The sequence below is a fragment of the Variovorax sp. JS1663 genome, from assembly GCF_002157355.1.
GTDB lineage: Bacteria > Pseudomonadota > Gammaproteobacteria > Burkholderiales > Burkholderiaceae_C > Variovorax.
Genome location: NZ_LYMK01000078.1, coordinates 1 through 21,291 on the forward strand (window position 1 = coordinate 1; position 21,291 = coordinate 21,291).

At 65.4% G+C, this 21,291-nt stretch carries 24 protein-coding genes and 1 pseudogene; 8 read left to right on the top strand and 17 right to left on the bottom strand.

Translation table 11 applies throughout. The features are described from left to right. Positions 1-141 precede the first annotated feature (141 nt). Genes A8M77_RS33375 through A8M77_RS33415 form a run of 9 tightly spaced genes read right to left on the bottom strand, consistent with a single transcriptional unit; the run spans position 142 to position 7,978 of the window. Positions 142-1,131, bottom strand: coding sequence for an isochorismatase family protein (locus tag A8M77_RS33375; RefSeq protein WP_086925771.1), 990 nt, complete (start codon positions 1,129-1,131; stop codon positions 142-144). Next, positions 1,131-1,325 carry a 2-hydroxymuconate tautomerase gene (locus A8M77_RS33380; protein ID WP_086925772.1) on the bottom strand — a complete coding sequence of 65 codons (195 nt, stop codon included), beginning with the start codon at positions 1,323-1,325 and terminating at the stop codon, positions 1,131-1,133. The genes A8M77_RS33375 and A8M77_RS33380 overlap by 1 nt, the downstream gene beginning before the upstream one ends. Before the next feature lies 1 nt (position 1,326). Continuing rightward, positions 1,327-2,007: a hypothetical protein gene (locus A8M77_RS33385; protein ID WP_086925773.1), complete on the bottom strand. Its 681-nt coding sequence runs from the start codon at positions 2,005-2,007 to the stop codon at positions 1,327-1,329. Between the two features lie 12 nt (positions 2,008-2,019). After that, a complete protein-coding gene (locus A8M77_RS33390) occupies positions 2,020-3,369 on the bottom strand; it encodes a dihydroorotase (RefSeq protein ID WP_086925774.1) in 1,350 nt (449 codons plus the stop codon). Continuing rightward, positions 3,366-4,256 (bottom strand): dipicolinate synthase subunit DpsA, encoded by an 891-nt coding sequence (locus tag A8M77_RS33395; protein ID WP_086925775.1) that lies wholly within the window; start codon positions 4,254-4,256, stop codon positions 3,366-3,368. Before A8M77_RS33395 ends, A8M77_RS33390 begins: the two co-directional genes overlap by 4 nt. Next, entirely contained in the window at positions 4,253-5,344 is a 1,092-nt protein-coding gene (locus A8M77_RS33400; RefSeq protein ID WP_086925776.1) for an NAD/NADP octopine/nopaline dehydrogenase family protein, read from the bottom strand. Before A8M77_RS33400 ends, A8M77_RS33395 begins: the two co-directional genes overlap by 4 nt. An 8-nt stretch (positions 5,345-5,352) precedes the next feature. Then, the gene (locus A8M77_RS33405) at positions 5,353-6,141 is read right to left on the bottom strand and encodes an ABC transporter ATP-binding protein (RefSeq protein WP_086925777.1); all 789 of its coding nucleotides are present in this window, start codon (positions 6,139-6,141) and stop codon (positions 5,353-5,355) included. Further along, positions 6,138-6,962: an ABC transporter permease gene (locus A8M77_RS33410; protein WP_086925791.1), complete on the bottom strand. Its 825-nt coding sequence runs from the start codon at positions 6,960-6,962 to the stop codon at positions 6,138-6,140. The genes A8M77_RS33405 and A8M77_RS33410 overlap by 4 nt, the downstream gene beginning before the upstream one ends. Positions 6,963-6,976: 14 nt before the next feature. Further along, positions 6,977-7,978 (bottom strand): ABC transporter substrate-binding protein, encoded by a 1,002-nt coding sequence (locus A8M77_RS33415; protein WP_086925778.1) that lies wholly within the window; start codon positions 7,976-7,978, stop codon positions 6,977-6,979. Positions 7,979-8,155: 177 nt separating this feature from the next. Here A8M77_RS33415 and A8M77_RS33420 point away from each other — a divergent pair, with 177 nt between their 5' ends. The 3 genes from A8M77_RS33420 to A8M77_RS33430 are packed head-to-tail and all read left to right on the top strand — an operon-like array spanning position 8,156 to position 10,438. After that, complete coding sequence (locus A8M77_RS33420; protein ID WP_086925779.1) at positions 8,156-8,902, top strand: GntR family transcriptional regulator; 747 nt, start codon at positions 8,156-8,158, stop codon at positions 8,900-8,902. A 25-nt stretch (positions 8,903-8,927) separates the two neighbouring features. Continuing rightward, the gene (locus tag A8M77_RS33425; RefSeq protein ID WP_086925780.1) at positions 8,928-9,398 is read left to right on the top strand and encodes a RidA family protein; all 471 of its coding nucleotides are present in this window, start codon (positions 8,928-8,930) and stop codon (positions 9,396-9,398) included. A gap of 2 nt (positions 9,399-9,400) precedes the next feature. After that, a complete protein-coding gene (locus tag A8M77_RS33430; RefSeq protein ID WP_086925781.1) occupies positions 9,401-10,438 on the top strand; it encodes a CobW family GTP-binding protein in 1,038 nt (345 codons plus the stop codon). Between the two features lie 63 nt (positions 10,439-10,501). On the opposite strand, the gene A8M77_RS33435 is transcribed toward A8M77_RS33430, so the two are convergent. From A8M77_RS33435 to A8M77_RS33445, 3 genes are read right to left on the bottom strand one after another with little or no spacing between them, the layout of a single operon-like run. Further along, a complete protein-coding gene (locus tag A8M77_RS33435; protein ID WP_086925782.1) occupies positions 10,502-11,941 on the bottom strand; it encodes an amidohydrolase family protein in 1,440 nt (479 codons plus the stop codon). A gap of 36 nt (positions 11,942-11,977) precedes the next feature. Continuing rightward, entirely contained in the window at positions 11,978-13,117 is a 1,140-nt protein-coding gene (locus A8M77_RS33440; protein ID WP_086925783.1) for a M24 family metallopeptidase, read from the bottom strand. 41 nt (positions 13,118-13,158) lie between these two features. Next, positions 13,159-14,319 carry a mandelate racemase/muconate lactonizing enzyme family protein gene (locus tag A8M77_RS33445; protein WP_086925784.1) on the bottom strand — a complete coding sequence of 387 codons (1,161 nt, stop codon included), beginning with the start codon at positions 14,317-14,319 and terminating at the stop codon, positions 13,159-13,161. Between the two features lie 163 nt (positions 14,320-14,482). On the opposite strand from A8M77_RS33445, the gene A8M77_RS33450 reads away from it, so the two are divergent. From A8M77_RS33450 to A8M77_RS33465, 4 genes are all read left to right on the top strand, one after another. Then, positions 14,483-14,788 carry a hypothetical protein gene (locus A8M77_RS33450; RefSeq protein ID WP_086925785.1) on the top strand — a complete coding sequence of 102 codons (306 nt, stop codon included), beginning with the start codon at positions 14,483-14,485 and terminating at the stop codon, positions 14,786-14,788. 73 nt (positions 14,789-14,861) lie between these two features. Continuing rightward, the gene (locus A8M77_RS33455; protein WP_086925786.1) at positions 14,862-15,458 is read left to right on the top strand and encodes an RNA polymerase sigma factor; all 597 of its coding nucleotides are present in this window, start codon (positions 14,862-14,864) and stop codon (positions 15,456-15,458) included. A gap of 128 nt (positions 15,459-15,586) precedes the next feature. Continuing rightward, entirely contained in the window at positions 15,587-16,204 is a 618-nt protein-coding gene (locus A8M77_RS33460; protein ID WP_086925787.1) for a hypothetical protein, read from the top strand. Positions 16,205-16,209: 5 nt separating this feature from the next. Continuing rightward, the gene (locus A8M77_RS33465) at positions 16,210-17,040 is read left to right on the top strand and encodes a caspase family protein (RefSeq protein WP_086925788.1); all 831 of its coding nucleotides are present in this window, start codon (positions 16,210-16,212) and stop codon (positions 17,038-17,040) included. A gap of 321 nt (positions 17,041-17,361) precedes the next feature. Here the strand turns inward: A8M77_RS33465 and A8M77_RS35820 are convergent, their stop codons facing one another. From A8M77_RS35820 to A8M77_RS36550, 3 genes are all read right to left on the bottom strand, one after another. Continuing rightward, a complete protein-coding gene (locus A8M77_RS35820; RefSeq protein ID WP_143694867.1) occupies positions 17,362-17,721 on the bottom strand; it encodes a hypothetical protein in 360 nt (119 codons plus the stop codon). Positions 17,722-18,611: 890 nt separating this feature from the next. Next, complete coding sequence (locus tag A8M77_RS35825; RefSeq protein ID WP_143694868.1) at positions 18,612-18,974, bottom strand: hypothetical protein; 363 nt, start codon at positions 18,972-18,974, stop codon at positions 18,612-18,614. After that, positions 18,971-19,564, bottom strand: a complete 594-nt coding sequence (locus tag A8M77_RS36550) for a hypothetical protein (RefSeq protein ID WP_192871717.1) — start codon at positions 19,562-19,564, stop codon at positions 18,971-18,973. Before A8M77_RS36550 ends, A8M77_RS35825 begins: the two co-directional genes overlap by 4 nt. Here A8M77_RS36550 and A8M77_RS37565 point away from each other — a divergent pair. Continuing rightward, a pseudogene (locus A8M77_RS37565) lies at positions 19,512-19,637 on the top strand (DUF637 domain-containing protein); the annotation flags it as partial. The gene A8M77_RS36550 and the pseudogene A8M77_RS37565 overlap by 53 nt on opposite strands. A 156-nt stretch (positions 19,638-19,793) precedes the next feature. On the opposite strand, the gene A8M77_RS35835 reads toward A8M77_RS37565, so the two are convergent. Both A8M77_RS35835 and A8M77_RS35840 read right to left on the bottom strand, forming a co-directional pair. Beyond that, on the bottom strand, positions 19,794-20,411 hold the full coding sequence (locus tag A8M77_RS35835; RefSeq protein WP_143694870.1) for a hypothetical protein: 618 nt from the start codon (positions 20,409-20,411) through the stop codon (positions 19,794-19,796). Beyond that, on the bottom strand, positions 20,398-21,291 hold an 894-nt coding region (locus A8M77_RS35840), incomplete at its 5' end, for a hypothetical protein (RefSeq protein ID WP_238137064.1). The genes A8M77_RS35840 and A8M77_RS35835, both read right to left, overlap by 14 nt.

The following is a 21,291-nucleotide window of genomic DNA, read 5'->3' on the forward strand; positions in this document are numbered from 1 at the left end:
CTGGGAAGGGGCGCGCACCTTGAGGACGAGTTCGCAGGCGAAGGCACCGGCCGCGTCGGTGATCTCGGCTCCAGCAGCCTGGTAGGCGGCACTGCCTGTCGCAAGAAAGCCCGCGCTCGCGGGCGGGCGCAGGGCGACCGCTCAGGCGGTCGCGCCCACCTGGTACAGCTCGACGCGCGTGCCGTCGGGATCGGTCACGTAGATCGTCAGGCCGTAGGGCCCGTCATGCAGGTCCTGCTGGAACTCGACGTCGGACTTCTTCAGCTTGTCGCGCAGCGCGCGGACGTCGTTGACTTCGAACGCGATGTGATCGATCTGCCGGTGCGAGGGCGCACGCCCTCCGACGACCGCCACCCCCTGATGGAAGGCGGTGAACGGCCGGCCGTCCGCCAGCGGCTTGGCCGGCCGGATCGAGAAGCCGAGCTGGTCGACGTAGAAGCCCACCGAGCGCGGCACGTCCTGCACCATCAGCAGCATGTGGCCGAAGCCGAGCGTGCGCGGCGCCGCCTCTGCATCGATCCACGCGCGCATCTCCTTCGAATCGGAGATCTCGCAGAAGTACTGCTTCCAGACCTTCTTGGCCGTCGCTTCCCATTCGCCATTGACGCCCGAGATGCAATCGTCGAGCGCCACCACGTCGTAGTCGCGCAGATAGGCCTCGCGGATACTGGTCTCCACGCAGGCGTTCGTGGTCGTGCCGGCCACGAACAGGGTCCGCGTGCCCAGCATCTTCAGCATCATCTCCAGCCGCGTCTCGTAGAAGGCGCCGAAGCGGTGCTTGCGGATCACGTAGGCCGGATTGACCGCGGCGAGCGGCTTGAGCTCCTCGACGATCTCCTCGTCCCAGCTTCCCGCCAGGGCGGAGACCTGCTTGCGCCGCGACGTGTGGCCGGCGAGCTTCTTGCGGGCCCGGCTCGCATCGACCGCGAAGTGCTCCTGCACGGTCCAGATCACCGGGATGCCGGCGGCCTGGCAGCGCGGAATGAGCTCGGCCAGCGTCGGCACGATCGCCGAGAGGCGCTGGGTGTCGACGCCGGAGATGCCGAGCGTGCCCTTGTCATGGATGAATGCGTTCTGCAGGTCGATGACCAGCAGGGCCGAGGTGCGCGGATCGAGATTGTCGAGGGTCATTATTTTTCCTTCATGTCGATGCCGAGCACGCCGTCGCGCCCCCAGCTGTCCTTGGGTGTGTCGTGGATCACCACGTGCAGGTGGTCGGGCTTGCAGCCCGCATGGTCGACCATGGCCTGCGTGATGGCCTTGACCAGGTTGCGCTTCTGTTCGACCGTGCGGCCTTGCCACATTTCGACGATCACGAATGGCATGTCAGTTCTCCTTGGGTTGGTTGCCGGCCCAGCGCGGCACCGGTGGTGAAAAGCCTGTGACGAAATCACTGCCGGCCCGGTCCTCGCCACGCATGAGCCAGAGCGGACGGGTCGTGTAGTTGATGAGCGGCTGCTCCTCCATCGCCACCCAGTTGGCGAGCGCGCGGCCGTCGCGCACGAAGTGGCTGGTGGCCGGCATGTAGCGCAGCACATAGAGCGGCGACAGCGGATCCAGCGCCGGCAGGCCCTCGCGGGCGATCCGTGCGAGGTCCAGGAAGATCAGGGGCTGTGCGGGCCGGCCCGCCTGGACCAGCACGACCGCCCCCTGCAAGGGCATCGCCGGCCAGTAGCGGCCCTCCCTCCCCTGCGCGACGAAGCGCTGGTAGGCGGCGGCCTCCAGGTACAGCTCGGTGTCCCACAGGACGATGTCGGGGCCGATGCGTGCTTCCACGCCGTCCAGCACCTCGGAGTCTTCGCACAGATCCAGCAGCAGCCAGGGATCGACCGCCGTGTCCCCATGGCCCCAGGGGTTGTGCAGGCCCGACAGGCGCTCCTGTCGCGGCCGCCGCGGGCGCTGCGCGAGTTCGCGTGCCGCGGCGTGCAGCGCGTCGACGCGTTCGCCGAGGCTGCGCGCGGCCGGTGCCGCGCTGCCCCGCATCGGGATGTCGAGTCCGGTTTCCATGTTCTCCGGCGATCAGGCGGGCACGCTGACGCAGCGCCCGCGCCCGAACTGGCTTTCGTCGACTGCGCCGTTCTCGTAGAGCACCGCACCCCGCGCGACGGTGAGCACCGGCCAGCCCTTGAGCTTCCAGCCTTCGTAGATGCAGGTGCCCTTGCCCGTGTGCTCGACCGTGCGCTCCTCGTCGAGATCGACCAGCACCATGTCGGCATCGAAGCCGACCTCGATGTTGCCCTTGCGCGGCCAGAGGCCGAACCGGCGCGCGGGATTGGCAGAGTTGATCTGCACCAGACGCGACAGCGGCAGGCCACGCTGGTGGACGCCGAAGTGCAGCATCAGCGAAAGCTCCCAGGGGAAGGACACCACGCCGGGCAGTTCCGTCCAGAGGTCTTCCAGCTTCTTCGGCAGGAAGGGGACGTGGTCGGTGCCCAGGCTGTAGACGGAGCCGTTCAGCACGCCGCGCCACAGGCCCTCCTGCTCCTCCTTGTCGCGCAGCGGCGGCGAGATCTTGGCGCGCATGTCGAGGTCGCTGTCGTAGGCGGTGCGCGTGAGGTAGTGCGGGCAGGTCTCGACGGTGACGTGCACGCCGCGCGCCTGCGCCTCGGCCGCCAGCACCGGCCCCATGCCGACGGAGGTGTGGACCAGGTGCAGCGAACAGCCCGTGCGCTCGGCCAGGAAGATCATGCGGCGGATGGTCTCCACCTCGCAGAAGGCGGGGCGCGATTCGGTGTAGGCGCCCAGGTCCTGGCGGCCCGTTGCCTTGATCTCGTTCTTAAGCCAGGAGGCGATCTGCGTGTTCTCGCAATGCACGTTGATCAGGCCGCCGGGGATCTTCGACAGGATGCGCATCGCCGCGTACACCCAGCCGTCGGTCGCGGGAACGATGCCGATCGGGTTGTCCGGCTCGTAGCCGAAGTAGCACTTGAAGGAGCGCACGCCGGTCTTGGCGACGATCTCGGGGATCTCCGCGATGTGCTCCTCGCGCTGGATGCCGAAGTGGAAGCCGAAGTCGATGATCGAGTTCTCTTCGCCGACCGCCTTGCGCTCTTCGTAGAACGGCAGGTAGGAAGGCTTGAGGTTGCGGATGTACAGCAGTGCCGTGGTCACGCCGCCCGAGGCCGCGGCGGCCGTCTCGGTGCGCATGTCCTCGGCATAGGGGTACTTGACCCCGAGGTGGCAGTGCGGATCGATCACGCCCGGCATCAGCACGCGGCCGCCGGCGTCGATCTCGCGATGGCCCTTGGGCAGGGCGCCGTCGGCGCCCGTCATGATGATCTTTCCGTCCTTCACGGCCACGCCGCCGTGAAACTCTCCGTCGTGCCGCACCACGCGTGCGTTGCGAATCACCAGGTCGGCTTGGCTCATTGGATCTCTTTCAGGATGTTGTCGATGCGGCGGCGCACGCCGCTCCATTGGCTGCGGCCCACCGTGATGGGCGCCCGCGCGCCGAGGCCGCGCGCCCAGACGAACTTGAGGCCGAGTTCCTGCGCGGCATCGCGGTCGATGCCTCCAGGGGGCGCGGCCAGGTCGACCAGCAGGGCGTGCGGGGGCAGTTTCCCGAGCTGCTCGCGCCCAAGCACGCGCGCCGGCACGCTCGCGATGACGATGTCCGTACCGGGCAGCACGTCCGCCAGGGCCGTCAGCTCGTGCGACTCGGCGCCGGCCGCGTGGGCCGCGGCGCGCTGAACGGCATTGCGCGCGGCCACATGCACGTGCGCGCCGAGCCCCAGCAGGGTGTGCGTGACCAGGGAGCCGATGGTGCCCTGCCCCACCAGGCACACCTTGGCCTTGTGGATGGTGATGTCGGTGTTCTCGATCAGGACCTTGAGCATGCCCTCGACGATCGCCGGGCCGCGCAGCAGCATGAGATCTTCGTCCCATTCGTACTCGTGCAGCGTGATGCCGACGGCCTCGCAGTGCGCCTTGAGCTTGGGGTCGGCCCAGCCGAGGATGATGTGGCCCGGGCGGCGCATGCCGCCGAGCATGGCGGCGTCGGGAATGATGCGCTCTGCGCACTGGGGTGCGAACAGCGCGCCGTCGGGTGCGATGCCGGGAATGGGGAAGAGCGCGATGTCGGCGCCCTCCAGCGCTTCACGCGCATTCGCCGTGCGGCGTACGCCTTCGATGCCCTGCTCGGGCCACGGGAAGCCATAGGCCCGCACTTCGGCGCCCGCGGCCACTGCGCAGCGCGCGATCTCCTGCTCGCGTCGATCGCCGCCGACGATCGCGATGACGACTTGGTCCCAGTTCATGGCTGCTGCCTCACATGTTGTAGAAGTTCGTTTCTGGACATTCCGGCGATGCCCATCGCCTCGGCGGTGCGCCCGCCCTGGGCATAGTCGATGCCGACCAGCGCCTGCGCGAGCGTGAAGAGCGATCGCGCCACCGGCGTCGCCACGCCGGCGATGGCCGCCAGTTCCAGGAAGGGCAACAGGCCATGCCCGAAGTCCTCGCGGTAGTAGCGGTGCTGGAGCGAGTCGGGGCCCTTGATGCGCTTGTTCGCTTCGCCGCCCGCGATCGCGGCCACGAAGTCCTGCGTGTCGGCGACCGAGGACTCCACCGTGCCGATCAGCTTCATCTCCTCGACCAGGTTGGGCAGGCGATGGCCGAAGGCGGCGGCGACGGCGAGCCGTTCGTCGTCGAGCGCGCGCATCGTGCGTGCGACGCCGGGCGTCATGGCCTGGACGTAGAAGGTGAAGTCGCCCTGCGTCGCCTCGACCCAGGCGGCGGCGAGCACCGCACCCGGCGGATGCAGGACGAGGTTGGCATTGGCGAGTGCGGAGGCGAGCACGTCGCCGACCGGCGAAGCGCCCGGGAACAATGCGCAGGCGACGTCCAGCGCGGCATTTCCGCCGGGCAGCGCTGCCGCACGGACCTGGCACGCGCGCCCGGTGACGGTCACGCCGTCCGCCTGGTACTTGCGCGCCACATAGGTCAGGGTGGAGAACTCCGCGATCGGCGGCAGGTCCGCGCGCACTTCGCGATACGCATGGGCGAACTCCAGCGCACCGCCGGTGTGGCCGGGATTGAGCACGACCGGCTTGTTCGCCGGCCAGCCCGCCGCGGCCAGGGCCCGCGCGACCGGCGCGTGGGAAAAGGTCGGCAGCGTAACGACCGCGGCATCTGCGCCTTCGATCGCCGACTTCAGGTCGGCGGTGATCAGGCGCGGGTGCGCGATGCCCGTGCCGAGCACGCCCTCGTAGCGAACGCCCTCGAGTGCCTGGAAGGGCGCGAGCGTTTCGGCAGAACGGTTCCACAGAACCACCTGATGGCCGGCCTGCGTGAGCTCGGCCACGGCCGCGGCGCCGCCGGCGCCGGCGCCCAGAATCGAAACTTTCATGGTGTGCCTCAGTGAGCGACCAGGACGCCCTTGGCTTCGAACATCTCCCGCACCTGCCGCACGTGGTGCTGGAAGGCGGGGTTCTCGTGGATGCCGCTCCAGCGGCGCGGGCGCGGAATGTCGATGGCCAGGTCGAGATCCACGCGACCGGGCCGCGGCGACATGACGATGACCCGGTCCGCGAGGAACACGGCCTCGTCGATGCCGTGCGTGATGAACAGGACCGTGTTGCCCAGCCGCAGCCACATGGTCTGCAGGTCCATGATCATCTGCTCGCGCGTCAGCGCGTCGAGCGCGCCGAAGGGCTCGTCCATCAGCAGCAGGCCCGGCTCCTGGATCAGCGCGCGGCAGATGGCCACGCGCTGGCGCATGCCGCCCGAGAGCTCGAACGGGAACTTGTTGTCGAAGCCCTGCAGGCCGACCTGGGCGAGCAGCTCGCGCGCGCGGCTGGCGGCGGCCGCCCGGTCCTTGCCCTTGATCTCGATCGGCAGCAGCACGTTGTCGATGATGCTTCGCCACGGGAGAAGCAGGTCGGACTGGAAGACCACGCCGGCCTTGGGATGCGGCTTGACGACCTCGTCGCCGTCGATGCGCAGGCGGCCCGAGGACACGGGGGTCAGGCCGGCGAGCAGCGACAGCAGCGTGCTCTTGCCGCATCCGCTCGGCCCGACGATGGCCACGAAGCTGCCCGGCGCAATGTCGAGGTCGACCCGGTCCAGCGCCTTCACGTCATCGCCGGCGCGCACTTCATAGGTCTTGGAAACGCCCTCGACCCGCACGTTGGCTGCATTGCTCATTTGGCACTTTCACGTTGATAGGAAACCTTGGCCTCGATCAGTGCCAGCACGAAGTAGAGCAGCACGCCGAGCAGGGAGATGGTGACGACGGTGGCGAAGTTCAGCGTCGTGTCGAACTGGGAATTCGCCTGCAGCTGCAGGTAGCCCAGCCCGCGTTCCGCGGCGATGTACTCGCCGATGATGGCGCCGATCACCGCCAGGGAGATGGCCACCTTCAGACCGCCGAAGATGCTCGGCAGCGCGGCCGGCAACCGGACCTTGAAAAAGGTCTGCCATTCGGTCGAGCCCATCGAGCGCACCATGTTGACCAGGCCCTTGTCGAGCGACTGGAGGCCCACCACCGTCGAGATCACGATGGGAAAGAAGGAGATCAGGAACGCCAGGCTGATCTTGGGCCACCAGCCGTAGCCGAGGTAGAGCACCAGCAGCGGCGCCAGCGCGATCTTCGGCACGGTCTGCAGCGCCACCAGCAGCGGATAGACCGCACGCTCGAAGGCTTTCGAATAGAAGATCGCCAGCGCCAGCGGAATGCCGATCAGCACGCCGGCCAGAAAGCCCGCGAGCACCTCGAGCAGCGTGATGTACGAATGGGCGGCCAGCAGATCGACATCCGTCACGATCCGCTTGCCGATGGCCAGCGGCGTCGGCAGCACGAATTCCGACAGGCCCAGCAGCGGCACCGCGAACTGCCAGACGAGGAGGATGGCCACGGCCAGCAGCACGGAGGCGTAGCGCTCCGTGAAGCTGCCGCCGGGGGCCTTTTTCTTGGGCTTGCGCGCAGTGGGCATCGGGACGGCTTGGGAGTGTTTGAGTTCAGTCATGCGTTGGCCTTCGTTCACAGGGCGGGCAGCAGGTCGTTGGTGAAGAAGGTTTCGACGGGCTTGGGCGTGCCGATCGATTCATCGGTCTTGAGCAGGTCCAGCGCCTGCGAGATGGCCTTGGAGTCGGTCCACCCGATCGGCTTGCCGGGCGTGGACGTGACCGCGTCCATCGTCGCGCGCACCTGCGCCTCGACGACCTCCTGCGATGGACTGCCCTGCCAGGCCTTCATCAAGGCGGCCGCGGCAGCCTTCGGGTCCTTGCGCGTCGCATCGATGCCTTCGTTGACCGCCGCCAGGTAGCGCCGCAGGACCTCGGGCCGCTTGGCGATCGCCGCATTGCTCGACACCGCGGCGAGGCCGGGGATCGCAAGGCCATGCTGCGCCAGGTCGAGCACGGTGAAGGGGGTGCCGACCTTGGCCTCGAGCACCGGCAGGTCGCTCGTGCGGTAGACGCTCACCGCGTCGACCTGCTTCTGCAGGAACTGCGGCACGCGCGATTGCGCATCCATCTGGATTTTCTTGACCTTCGCGCAATCGATGCCGTTGACCGCGCAGAAGACGGCCAGATAGGAGGTCCCTGTTTCGCCGACCGAGTGGGCGATGGTCTTGCCTTCCAGGTCCTTGGGCTGCGCGATCGGCTTGTCGGGCCGCGAGATCAGCACCACCGGTGTGCGGGGATGGTAGAGCGCGACGATCTTGACGGGCATGCCCTTCTGGATAGCGGAGACCGCGAAGATCGCGGGCATCACCACCACGTCTTCCTGTCCTTGCAGGAGCGCGCCCAGCGCCGCCGGCGCGCCCGCGCCCTCGCCCATGCGCACCGCCAGGTCCTTCGAGGCGTAGAGGCCCTTCTCCTGGGCCATGTAGAGGTGACCGTACTCGCCCTTGAGCTTCCAGCTGAAGCGCACGTTCACCTGATCCGCCGCCCAGGCCGTGGAGGTCGTGGCCAGCACGGCGGCCAGGGCGGCCGTCTTGAGATGGGAGCGCAAGGAGATGCCGAGTCGCAGGAGTCGCATGGGAATACCGCCTGTGTCGTTGAGTGGGTGAAGAAACCAGCGCTTGCCCTCGCGGCCGCGGGGGCTTAGGGTTCGACTGTCGTGCGCCTAAACCCTTATTGATCACAGAGTGTGATCACACATATAATCACAAGCAACCGGGTTAACCCGCATCACGACAACAACCTGAGAACGCTCATGGAAAAAACAGCCGAACGCATTCCACCGACCAGCGCTGAAGCACCGAGCAAACGGCCGCGAGGCAGTGTTCCGGAAGAAGTCTTCCAGCGCCTGCGGCGCGGCCTGATGGTGGGCGCCTTCGCTCCCGGCCAGGTGATGAGCCTGCGCAAGCTTGCGAGCAGCTTCGGCACCAGCCCGATGCCGGTGCGCGATGCGCTGGCGCGGCTGGTCGTCATCAATGCGCTGGAGGCCACGGCCAGCGGCTCCGTGCGCGTGCCGCGCCTCACGCCCAAGAAGCTGAAGGAGCTGTTCGCGGTGCGCGAGCTGATCGAGGGCATGGCGACGGAGCTGGCGTGCCGCAACTGCACGCCCGCCCTGCTCGCCAACCTCACCGCCATCAACGAAGAACTGCTGGACGCGATCGCGAAGCGCAACCTGCTGGGTTGCCTGTCCTCGAACCAGCGCTTTCATTTCACGCTGTACGAGGCATCGCGCACCGAGGTGGTCATGCCCCTGATCGAATCGCTGTGGCTGCAGTTCGGGCCGACCATGTACCTGTCGCTCCTCTCGCCGAGCACGCCCTGGGACGCCTCCGCGCACATCGAAATTCTCGAAGGGCTGCGCGCCCGCAAGCCGGCCACGGCCCGCAACGGCGTGCTGCGCGACATCCGGACCACGGGCAGCGCGCTCGCGCCGGCCCTGAGCGAGTCGGATGTCGACGACCTCCTCGCCGCCCCGCTCGACGACCTCTATTTCGGCAACTGATCTTCACTCCCAAGGACAACAGAGAATGACAACGCACGGACCCGAAGCACGCCTCGCGCAACTTGGCATCGAACTGCCGAACGCCGTCCCTCCCGCCGCCAACTATGTGCCGGCCCGCAGGAGCGGCTCGCTGATCTACATCGCGGGCCAGGTCCCGACCGCCGGCGGCAAGGACCAGTACGTGGGCAAGGTCGGCAAGGACCTCTCGGTCGAGGAGGCACAGAAGGCGGCGCGCCTGTGCGCGATCAACATCCTGGCCCAGCTGCGCACGATTCTGGGCGGCAGTCTCGACGGTGTGGCCGGCTGCGTGCGCCTCGGCGGCTTCGTCAATGCCACGCCGGAGTTCGGCGACCATCCCAAGGTGATCAACGGCGCCTCCGACCTGATGGTCGAGGTCTTCGGCGACGCGGGCCGGCACGCGCGCGCGGCGGTCGGCTGCAACTCGCTGCCGCGCAACGTCGCGGTCGAGATCGATGCCATCTTCGAAGTGGCGTGACGATGGACCGCGCCGCGCCCCGGGCTGACGGCCGCGTACCGGTCCACGTGCTGACCGGCTTCCTCGGCAGCGGCAAGACCACGCTGCTGCGGCACCTGCTGGCCGATGCCGGCCTGGCGGACACGGCGGTCGTCATCAACGAATTCGGCGAGGTCGGCCTCGACCACCTGCTGGTGCGCGAGGTCGCCGAAGACGTCGTGCTGCTGAGCTCAGGCTGCCTGTGCTGCTCGGTGCGCGACGACCTGGTGTCGACGCTGGCCGAGCTGCATGCGCTGATGCGCGGCGGCAAGATTCCTGCCTTTGCCCGGGTCGTCGTCGAGACCACCGGGATGGCCGACCCGGCGCCGATCATGCAGGCCATCCTCAGCGAGGCCACCCTCGTGCCGTGGTTCCGCCTGGGCCAGGTGATCACGACGGTGGACGCCATCAACGGCGAGCAGACGCTGGCGCGCCATCGCGAAGCCAGGCAGCAGTTGGCCACGGCCGACCGACTGATCGTGACCAAGGCCGACCTGGTCGGCGAATCCGAAGCCGATGCGCTGGGTTCGAAGCTTCGCGCCATGAATCCCTCGGCGAGCCTCGTCGTCTCGCGCAAGGCGCGGCTGCCTGCGGCCGAGATCCTGAGGGAGGCCGATGAACAGTGGCGAGCGCCCTGCCCCGTGCAGCTCGGACCCATCTTCGATGCGCCACCCGGAGCACCGGCACCGCTCGTTGCGACAGCACACGACGACGCCATCAAGACCTTCACGGTGTCGCTGCACGAGCCGGTCGAATGGGCCGCCTTCGTCGAGTGGCTGGAGCTTCTGCTGGCCAGCCGCGGCGATTCGATCCTGCGCGTGAAGGGCCTGCTGGCGGTGACCGACGATGAGCGCCCGGTGGTCGTGCAGGGCGTGCAGTACGTGCTCTATCCGATCGAGCACCTGCCGGCCTGGCCGGACGGGTCGGCACGGCGCGGCTGGATCGTCTTCATCGCGCGCGACCTGACCCAGCGCGCGATCGAGAACTCGATCCGCAGCGTCTACGAAAGCAGCCTGGTCTGAGCAGGCGAAATCGAAACGGCCCGCCCGCCCGATGAGCGCGGCGGGCCGGATGCCCCACATGCATCAATTGCCGTTGTCGTAGAGCGTGGTCGTGGTCTCGACGTTCTCGTCGTGCAGGCCGGCGCGTTCCACCGCGGCCGCGGCCAGTTCCCTCGCCTTGCGGCGCAGTGCCGGCTCGTCGACCCCGTGCACCTTGCCCTCGCTGTAGAGCGTCTTGCCGTCGACCCAGGTCTGCGAGATCGATGCGGTCGATGCCGAGAAGACGAGCGCCTGCAGCGGATCGTGGAACGGGGTCCACTCGATGTGATCGAGGTCGAACAGGATGAAGTCGGCCTTCTTCCCGATCTCGAGCGAACCGATCTCGTGGTCCCACATCGCGGCCTTGGCGCCCTCGATCGTGGCCGCCCGGAGGGCCTGGCGGGCCGTGAACACGTCCGGCTTCATGCGCGCGTCCTTGAACATCCCGGCGACGATCAGCATCTGGCGCATCAGGTTCATGTTGCCGGCCGCCGACACGCCATCGGTGCCGAGCCCGACCGTCACGCCGGCAGCGACCATCTCGGGGTACTTGCCGATGGCCGTCGCCCCCTTGCCCAGCTTGAAGGACGAGCACGGGCAGAACGCGACCTTGGCGCCGCGGCTGGCGAGCAGCTTCACTTCTTCGTCGCTGACGGCAGCACCGTGGGCGATGACCAGGTTGGCGCCGATGCCGCCCGCGCGGTCGATGCGCGTGATCGGCCAGCATCCGTGCTTGTCCTCGCAGACCTTCGCCTCCTCGATCGAGGTGGCGAGGTGGTAGGTGGTGCCGACGCCGAGCCGCTCCGCCAGCTTCTGCGCGCCGACGTGGAGCTCCAGCGTACAGGGCTCCTTGCCCTCGATGTTCACCCAGCAGCGCACGCGCCCGTCGAGCGCGCCGTCGTACTTGCGCACGCAGGCCTCCAATTCCGCCAGGGCCGCCTCCGCGCTCGGAAAGAAGTGGTGCCGTGCCATCTCCTGCGTCCAGCCGCGCGGCAGCTCGGGCGGCGGGTTGTCCGCGGCATGGCGGCCGGTCACGCCGCGGATGCCGGTCTTCTCCATCGCCCGCACCGTGATACCGGGGTCGTACTGCGAGCCCATGTCGATGAAGCAGGTGGTGCCGTTGCGCAGCATCTCGGTGATGCCGAGCAGTGCTCCCCAGTACTCGTCTTCCTCGGTGATGTGCGCGTAGAAGGGCTTGGCCCAGTGGAAGACCCAGGCGCGCGTGTTCAGGTTGTCGGGGAACACGGCGCGCGACAAGGTCTCGGACAGGTGGACGTGGCTGTCGACGAAGCCGGGGCAGATGCCGAGCATCCGCCCGTCCATCACGCGGTCGAAACGATCGTCGCGGTGCCGCGCCGCGACTTCCGCGGCGGGCCCGATGTCGACGATGCGGTCGTTCTCGATCAGGATGCTGGCGTCGCGCACCACCGTGTCGCCGGCATCGACGAGGAATGCGAATTCAAGGTGCTCGATGAGCGTGCGCATGAGGGTCTTTCCAGTTTGGAGTTGTCGTGCAGCCGCTCAGCCCTTGACGACCAGCAGCTTGTCGGTGTCGGCGTAGTCGGACAGCAGCTCGCAGCCATTGGCCGTGACCAGCAGCATGTCCTTGTTCTGCATGCCGAAGCCGTGACCCGTTTCATAGCACAGCGGCTCGAAGCCGAGCACCATGCCCTCCTCGATCAGGGCGTCGCTTCCGGGCCGGCCCAGCACGGGCGTCTTGCCCAGGTAGGGGTCTTCATGCAGATGCAGGCCGATGCCGTGGCCGACGAAGGAGATGGGCGGCAGGTCCATCTCGGACAACTTGGCGATGAAGGCATCGTAGATCGCGCGGCAGCTGGCGCCCGGCCTGACCATCTCCATGATGCGGTACTTGCAGTCCACCAGGTGCTGCCAGATGGCTTCGGCCTTCGGCGGCGCCTCGTGCACGACCGCGGTGCGGCACACACCGGCCTGATAGCCGTCGATCACCGAGAAGATCTCGACCCGGCAGACGTCGCGCGGCTTGAGCCTGCGATCGCTCGGCCCGACGTTGGGCAGCACGCTGCGCTCGCCGGTGGCGATGATCATCAGCTTGAAATGCTCGGCCCCGAGTGCATAGACGTTGCGGGTCAGGTGGCCGGCGATGTCCATCTCCGAGTCGCCGGCCTTGACCGACGCGAGGGCATCGGTGATCGCCTGGTCGGCGATGCGCGACAGCCGGCGCAGCAAGGCGATCTCCTCCGGGGTCTTGATCTGTCGCAGCCGCGCGAGGATCTGTTCGCAATGCTCGAAGCGCGCCTCGGGCAGCGCCTTCTGCAGGCGTGCCAGGTCGCCCGCGGGCAGGTAGTCCATCTCGATGCCGATGCGGCCGCGCCCGAGGCCGAGCCTGGCCAGCTGGTCGGCCAGCACGGCCATCGCGTCGTCGGTGAATTCGGCCCAGATGCGCGTGGGCACGTCCGGTGCGCGGCGCTTCACCGTGCTGGCCTCCATGTCGACGGAGAACAGCTCCGTGCGGCCGTCGGCCGTGACGATCGCCATCGCATGGCGATGCCTGATCAGCGGCTGCGACGGCACGACGAAGCCGGTCGCGTAGGCGTAGTTTTCGGGGGAACACGACACCATGGCGTCGAGTCCGTGCTCGGCGATCGCCTGGACCTGCCGCTCGATGATTGCTTTGCGCATCTGGAACCTTCCGTGGATGTGTATGTTGTTGTCGCAGGCGCTCAGTCGCGCACCGTGTATTTCTCGACCTTCGCGAGATCGACGTCGATGCCCATGCCCGGCCCGGTCGGCACGTCGATGCCGCCGTCGACCAGCCGCATCGGTGCGACGATGAGGTCGTCGCGGTAGTAGATGCCGCCGACCTGGCCCTTCTGCCACTCGGCCGGCGTCGAGACCGGGACCACGCACGAGAGCGTCGCGGCCGGCGCGGCGGCGGCCAGGTGGATGTTGGCGAGGTTGCCCACGCCGGTCTCCACCGAGCCGTTGACGTTGCAGACGATCCCGGCCGCACGGCAGACGGCCGCGACCTCCATCGCTTTGTAGAGCCCCCCCGGCTTGGTGGTGTAGATGGACACGATCTGCGCCGCGCGCTGCTCGCTGATCTGGATCGCGTCGTGCGCGCTCCAGGCCGACTCGTCGGCCATCACCGGCGCGTCGATCGCGCGCGCCACCTCGGCGATGCGCTCGATGCCCATCACCGGCTGCTCGACGTACTTGAGCCGGTACGGCTCCATCGCGCGCACCGTCGCGATGGCCTCGCCCGGCGTGCGATAGCCTTCGTTGGCATCGACGCACAGCTCGACGCCCTCGCCCACCGCCGCACGCACGGTGCGCACCATGTCGATGTCGCGCTTCGCGTCGACGCCGATCTTGATCTTGATCGTCCGGATGCCTTCTTCCGCGACCTGCGCCACTTCCTTCTCGGCCTCGGCGATCGGGATCAGTCCGATCGAATGGGTGACCATGATGCGCGAGCGCGCCCTGCCGCCGAGCAGCATGTGCACGGGCAGGCCGAGCCAGCGGCCCGTGACGTCGTAGGCGGCGAACTCGACCGCCGCCTTGGCATAGGGATAGCCGCGGATGACCGCGTCCATGCGCGCATGCATCTCCGCGAAATTGCCGAGATCGACACCGACCAGTGAAGGCGCGAGGTACTTCTCGATGACCATCCTGGCGATGGCGGTGGACTCGCCGAAGTAGCGGCCGAACTCGCCGCCCCAGTCCTTCAATGCGGGGGCCTCCCCCCAGCCGACGCGGCCGTCGCTGTCGACGACGCGGGTCAGCAGGTAGCGGCCGATGGACTCGGTCAGGCCGGTCCATTTGTGCTCTCGTCGCGTGGGAAGTTGGACCAGCAGGGTGTCTATGGACCGGATCGTCGGCATCGATGAGTTCCTCACAGGGGTGTCTGGTCCGCGCAGCCCATCTGCGGAACCTTTACTGTGATCACAGTGTGTGATCAAATAATGTGATTGTCAATACTCGTCATCCACCCACCAACACGGCGCGATAAAACAAGGGATCGCACCGGGCAAGGAGGCCCACTTCATGGTCATCGAGATCACCAACTACTACGCGCTGCCCGGCAGCGCCGACGCGGTTCTTGCGCAGCGCCGGCATGCCAGCGACATCCGCGTGCAGCTCGGCCTGCCGCCGGGCCGCATCTTCCGGAAGCTCGAGGGCGATGGCCCCGACGTTCGATGGGAGTGCACGTTCGAGTCCCGGGCCGAGCTCGAACGCGACCTGGTGGCGCGTGGGCAGTCCGAGGAATTCGCGCAAGCCCGCAAGGACATGCACCGGCTGCTGGAGCGCTTCGAGCGGCACATTCAAGAGGCCGTCGGCCATCTGCCATAGGCAGCACGACAGGCTCTGAAGCCGCCACACTCGGGCGTATATTGTTGCGTCACCGCCACCCCCACCCGCCCGCATGGACAACGACGAGGTCACCCAGTTGCTCGTACGCATCGGCCGCGAAGACCAGGCGGCGTTTCGCCAGCTGTACAAGGCGTTCAGCCAACGGGTCTACGCCTACGTGCTCAACATGCTGAACGACCACGCCCGGGCCGAGGAAGTGCTGGCGGACACGCTCTACGAGGTCTGGCGCCACCCGGACCGCTTCCGAGGCGATTCCCAGTTCTCCACCTGGCTCATCGGCATCGCGCGCCGGAAGGCGCTGATGGTCTACCGCGCCCGCCGGCCCGACGAGGTGCACGGTGACCTCGAGGACATCGCCGAGACCACCGCCGCCGACACCCCCGACGGCTACGCGGAGCTGGCCGGCAAGCAGCGGCGCGAGGGCGTGCAGCACTGCATGGGCAAGCTGTCGGACGAGCATCGCGAATGCATGCACCTGGTGTTCTACGAGGGCCTGGGCCTGGCCGAGGTGGCCGAAATCCAGAACTGCCCCGAGGGCACCGTCAAGACCCGCCTCTTCCACGCCCGCCAGAAGATCAAGAAATGCCTGGAGTCCCTGCTGCGCAAGGAGGGCACCGCGCCGGACGCCAAGGGCGCCCTCGCCTCCTGAGCTTGCGGTGCACCGGACAAGCGCGCAAAAATAAACTGAACCATCCGCCGGGCTCCCGCAACCCAGTGGCGCCACGGGAAGGTCCCGTGCAGGCAGATCGCGGCCCCAGCCGCGGGAGCACAGGCATCATGAACAAACGTTTCGAAGAACTGGTCCCCTGGTACGTCAACGGCTCGCTGGGTGCCGAAGACCGCGCCTGGGTCGACGACTACATCGCCCAGCACCCGGAGGCCCGCAGCGAGCTGGACTGGTACCGTTCGCTGCAGGTGCGCGTGCGGGAAAACGCCCCGGCCGTGCCGGCCACCATCGGCCTGGCGCGCACCATGCGCCTGATCCAGGGTGACCGCCCGACCCTGGCCGAGCGCCTCGGCGCCCTCTTCGGCAACTTCGGCATGCGCCCGAGCTTCGCCCTGGCCGGGTTGGCGCTGGTGGCGGTACAAGGCGGCGTGATCCTCAACCTGATGGGCCACGCCCGCGAGGACGCCGACCAGATCCGCGCCCTGAACGCCGTCCGCGTCGAGGAGGGCCCGATGCTGAAGGTCAGCTTCGCCCCCGACGCCAAGGAGGCCGACATCCGCATGCTGATGGTCCAGGTCCAGGGCGAACTGGCCGGCGGCCCGGGCCAGCTCGGCGACTACTACCTGCGCGTGCCCGCCGGCAGCGAGGCCAAGGCCCTCGCCAAGGTCCAGGCGGCGCCCATCGTCCAGGCCGCCTCGCTGGCACCCGGCGTGCCGCCCCGGGAGTAGCCGCCATGGCCACGCTGCTGACCCGCCGCATGCTGCTGCAATGCACCATGGGCGCCACGGCGCTGCGCCTGGCGCCCGCCATGAGCGCCCCGGCTGGCGCCGAGTCGCGCATCGCCCTGGTGATCGGCAACGGCGCCTACCGCGCCGCCCCCTTGAAGAACCCTGCCGGCGACGCCGCCGCGGTCGCGGAGTCCCTGCGCGGCCTCGGCTACGAGGTGACCCTGCGCCAGAACACCCGGTTGCCCGAGCTGATCGAGTCGCTGCGCGAGTTCTCGGTGCGCGCACCGAAGGCTGGGGTCCGCATGCTCTTCTACGCTGGCCACGGCGTGCAGGTGAAGGGCCGCAACTACCTGGTGCCCGTCGACGCCGACCCGCAGACGGAAGAGGAGATCCCGCGCCAGAGCGCTGACGTCGGTGAATTCGTCGACCGGCTCAGCGCCATCCGAACCGGCATCAACATCGTGGTGCTCGACGCCTGCCGCGTGAACCCCTTCGCCGCCGGCGTCATCGTCGGCCCCGACGGACGGCGCCTGAAGTTCCGCGGCGCGACGCCGGGCGGCCTGGCCACCCTCGACGCGCCGGTGGGCACCCTGGTCGCCTTCTCGACCGCCCCCAACGGCGTGGCGCTTGACGGCGCCAGCGGCAAGCACAGCGTCTATGCGCAGCATCTGCTGGCCAACATGGCCACGCCGGGGTTGCAGATCGAGCAGCTCTTCAAGCGGGTGCGCATCGGCGTGGCGGAGGCGACCGGGCGTGTGCAGGTGCCTTGGGAGTCGTCGAGCCTGACGGCAGACTTTTGCTTCAAGTCGAATGACAAGGGGCGGTGCGGGTCGTAGTGCGCAGTCCGCGCACCGGATGTCAGGTGGCGAGGTTCTGGGAGATCGTTGCTGTCGCCGGCTTGCTGCGTCCTGTAACCGTGCGACCTGCCACCTTATTTGTCGAACTGTCGCTCGGAACGGCCACTGAATGGGGAATTCCCATTCTTCCTCCCATCTCCTGCAAATGATTGATGCTATTCTTTCCGCACGGTCGAGATCGATCATTTTAGGCGGCCCTTAACAAATGAAAGGCTGCGCAATCATTGAACCCAGCAGCAGCGCCCGATTTCCCATCAAGAAATCTTACTGCCCCGCGTTGATCCATTACATTGATCAAATTCAGCTGAATTTTCGCCGAATACTGATCACACGAACAAATTCCTTATCGTCAATCTCCATTGTCAATGAGTCCCTGTTTCGGGAAAAAATAAGGGCATTCGCAAAACCTGGAAAAGGACTTTTTCCTTCGTAGCGCCAACCGTCAGCAATCGCCGCATCAACCAATTCAACACGCTGAACTTGCGTTTTCTTGCAAATAACGGCGATATGATGCTTTGCTATCATTTCACAACGCCCTGGATTGACTGTCGCGCCAGCTTTTGTAAACAGTTGCGAAATTGTTTCCAGTAGAGCTAAGCCCGTTTTTCCGCTAGGCGGCGGCAAAGGGCTGGTTTTGAAGAAAAAATTTGCGCCCAACATACACACGTGGCCAAGCCAGTCCCGCCGGAAAGACTAAATCCTGGTGATGTTATTCCGATGTCGGTTGTTCCTCGAAAGGTGTTTGCGCCAGTTGGCGACCAAGAATTCCCCGCCGTTATCCCCATACATTGAAACACCTATCGATGTCGAGCTCCCTGCATAAAGTCCATCAATTTCGGCATTACTAAGCTGAGTGTCTGATATGTTAAATCGGGGAGCCGCTAACTAGTTTGGGAGCACCTGTCCAATATACTCGCGCGAAAGACAATCATCGCGACACACAAGCCGATGACCAATGCTGTGGCCAGAATCTTTCGGGGCAGCGAGGACGGAGTCTGGGTAAGCCATGCGTACGTAGTAAAGAGCGCCCCGGCGACGACACCACTGATTGCTCCCTTCGTCACATACTGCAGCCAGCGACTGAACGGCTCCCATTGCCAAGTGTCGGTCATGAGCCAACCGTAAAACGGTGACCAGACTCCTCTGACAAGAGCACCGACGATCGAAAAAAGCAAGGCAAACCAGAGGGAAAAATTCAAAAAACACCCAGCCATCGATGGTTGGACGATTTCATAGGCCTTGTCTTTCTGGAAGGGTGTTCTTGGCGGCGTTCTCGGTCGGCTCCTGTGAAAAATCAATCCCAACCCGGCCGCAATTCCCGGGATCGCACTCGGCATGTTGAGTCGAGAGAGGCCAAAGCCGATACCGACCCATGCTAGGGGCCACCAATTCTTCGGATCAATGAAGCGCTCACGCTGCCGGCACGGCTGACAATAGTGCCGCCCTCTCGGCTCTACTGGCCCTCCCGCGAGTTCTTGCTACTCCAGCGGCCCCTTGCCGAGGTCACCATCGGTGTTGGCCAAGGAGATGCCGTCCAACGATCTAGTGTGTTATCGGCCTTGACTCCATTTGTCATCAGACAGCAATGGCCCCTTGCATTTGCTGCATTTCTTGGGGAACAAAAGAATACCGGTCGTTCCAGGCACCCCTCCAATGGGTCGCGTGCCGCAGCGCGGACAACGGTAGATGGAATGAATATAACTAAGTGCCAATGAAATGAAGATACAGGCAAGAGCAATAGCAATCCTCGGATCAATCATCTTAACCATGATTGGCACGAGGAAGAAACAATAGCCAAGAGGAAATGCTATACAGGCGATGCCTAGTCGATGTCTTTTCCTAAAACGTTTCGACAAAAGATTGTCTGCGATGGTTTCATCAAATCCAATGCAATCTCTTTTAAGGTCGCTCATTTTTCTTTCCTCGAGATTGCTAGAGAGGGCGCCTTGACACTGAAGTCGATAATATTGAATTTGACCTCAGTACCTATCCTGGGAATCACTGGCGAGATTGTGATACTCGTTCCTGCCTGAAAATACCCTCCGGCCTCTTTGTTGGTTACTGTCATGCCGCCACCAGCGGAAAATTCCGCGCCAACGGTTCCGGCGCCAACCCCCAAGGTGAAGGAAGGTCCTATTCTTATTTCGCCAGGCTGCTGCGGGTTGTACTCCCAGATCGCTGGTGACTTGTAACCGCCAAATCCGCCCTGCATTAATGCCCCAGAAGCAGATTGACGAGTAAAGTGAACCCCATAACCCCCGCCGATACCGGCTTTGCCGCCCACGGGCTCGCCATTAGCAAGCTCTACCTCCAGCTCCCCGCCCACGCCGTTGTAGTAGCCAAGACCAAACGTCCCATTTAAATTGTTTCTGGCTGGCCCCGTATTCGTCAGGCCAGCTGCACAATCGGTACTTTGCCCGCTACCGTTACAGGGGGGCGACCTGGGCAAGGTGCTCAAGGAACTGGGCAGCAGCGAGGGGATCAAGGCGATCGTCACGTCCATGCTGACCGCGGGTGCCATCCAGGGGCTAAGCACGTCCGGCCTGCTGCCGGAGAACCTCGCCAACGCGACCAATGGTTCAGGCCGGTTCACGGACCAGTTGCAGCGGCAGCTGATCGACGGCGTGGTGCCCCGTGATGCGGCCTGCCAGGTTGTTGATGTTGTCGGCCGAGATCAGCACCGCCTCGCGTCCGGCCAGATGGTGTCGCTGGTCAGCTGCGCCATCTGCCTGTTAGGGCGACATTCCGTAGGCAATGATTGCTGGGCGAAGACGAGGCAACAGCAATGGATCTAGCTGATCATTTGCGCGTACCGCCTCCCAAGATGCTTCGATATCAACATCGATAATTTTCTCCACAAGCCTTCGCGGGCCAGCGAACATCGCATACTTACCGCTGCTGTTGAGCAGCAAAGCTCTTCCGCTTTTTGGGAAGACAAAAAAAGAACCGTGGATCATTTGAATCATGCTTGATCGAATTTCCACATAGGAAGCAAAATCGAATTTTGCGTTCGCGATCAAGGGTGGTTCAAAAAAATCCAAAACATCATGCGTCCCTGTGAGCTCGAAACGAACTGCCTTGGCAGGGATTGCTAACATGTCCGCCTCACCAAGTGCACTCAGCTCTTGAAAAAATCTCGCAAACGCACTGTCATCCTCCGTTGCACTCTCTTTAACAAATCCTACAGACCAGCCTTGCGCGTGGATAGCCTCTCCTTTAAATCGGATTCCATAGTCATAGTCATATAGCTCGCGTAGAGAGAGTGCGGATGCAATGTCACTCGCGGAAGCCTGAAACAGGCCTCCATCTACTGCTTGATCCAGCCAAGGGGGGTGCTTATTTTGATTCATAGCGAATCTCGATTATTGATCTTCCATCCGAGCGTTGAATTTCAATCGTCATGGGACCTGTAGTGCTTGGCCTGCTGACAACACGTGTTCCATCCCCGAGTATCCCAATCTGCACGTCCGGATTTGGACGAATCACCCTCGCTCCTTGCGTTAGATAGTCGAAATCCTGTTGCCTTGAAATCGCTGGCGGCTGCCTCGCATTAGGGACACCGGTTCCGGTCGTTGTATTAAAAGCCCCTGCGAGTACATCGTTAATGAGACCGACGGTTGCGGGTGTGCTGCCACGGTAGTTTCCTACAGACGGATCGCGGGATGGATCAAAGGGAGGGTGGCCAGGCGCGCTCATTACGACGCTGCCTCCCATCGGCCCGTTGTTGGGTATCGAAGTGGATGTCCCACCTACGTTTGGATTGGACGCGCCATAGCCAGGCGTCCCTGGATTGCTCAGCGCCGTGCCAGGCGTTATTGTCGAGTTCGGCCCCTGCACGACATCCGCCGACGTGCTGGTCGAGCCATCCAAGACCCGAACGCCGCCTGCGCCATAACCCGTCGGGATCTGATCCGCGAGCGAGGGCTGGTTGGCCGCGAACTGGGTGCTGTTGACATACCCCACCGCTGCAGCCATCAACGGCAGCGAGGCGCACCAGTTGCTGGCGGCGCATCGCAATATGGCCGCCTGTCCTGCGGCGCTCAGACCTTGCCAGCCGGCTTGATTGAAGCGCGCGACGTTCTGCGCCAGCATCGTGATCTGGCCCACCATGTTGTTCTCGGCTGCGTTCGATCCGGCGCCTGCGCCGAGATAGACCAGGCTGGCGTCGCCACCAGCCAGCGCAACACCGAGACCGCCCACGAGGCTGGCCATCTCCAAGGTGCCTGGCCA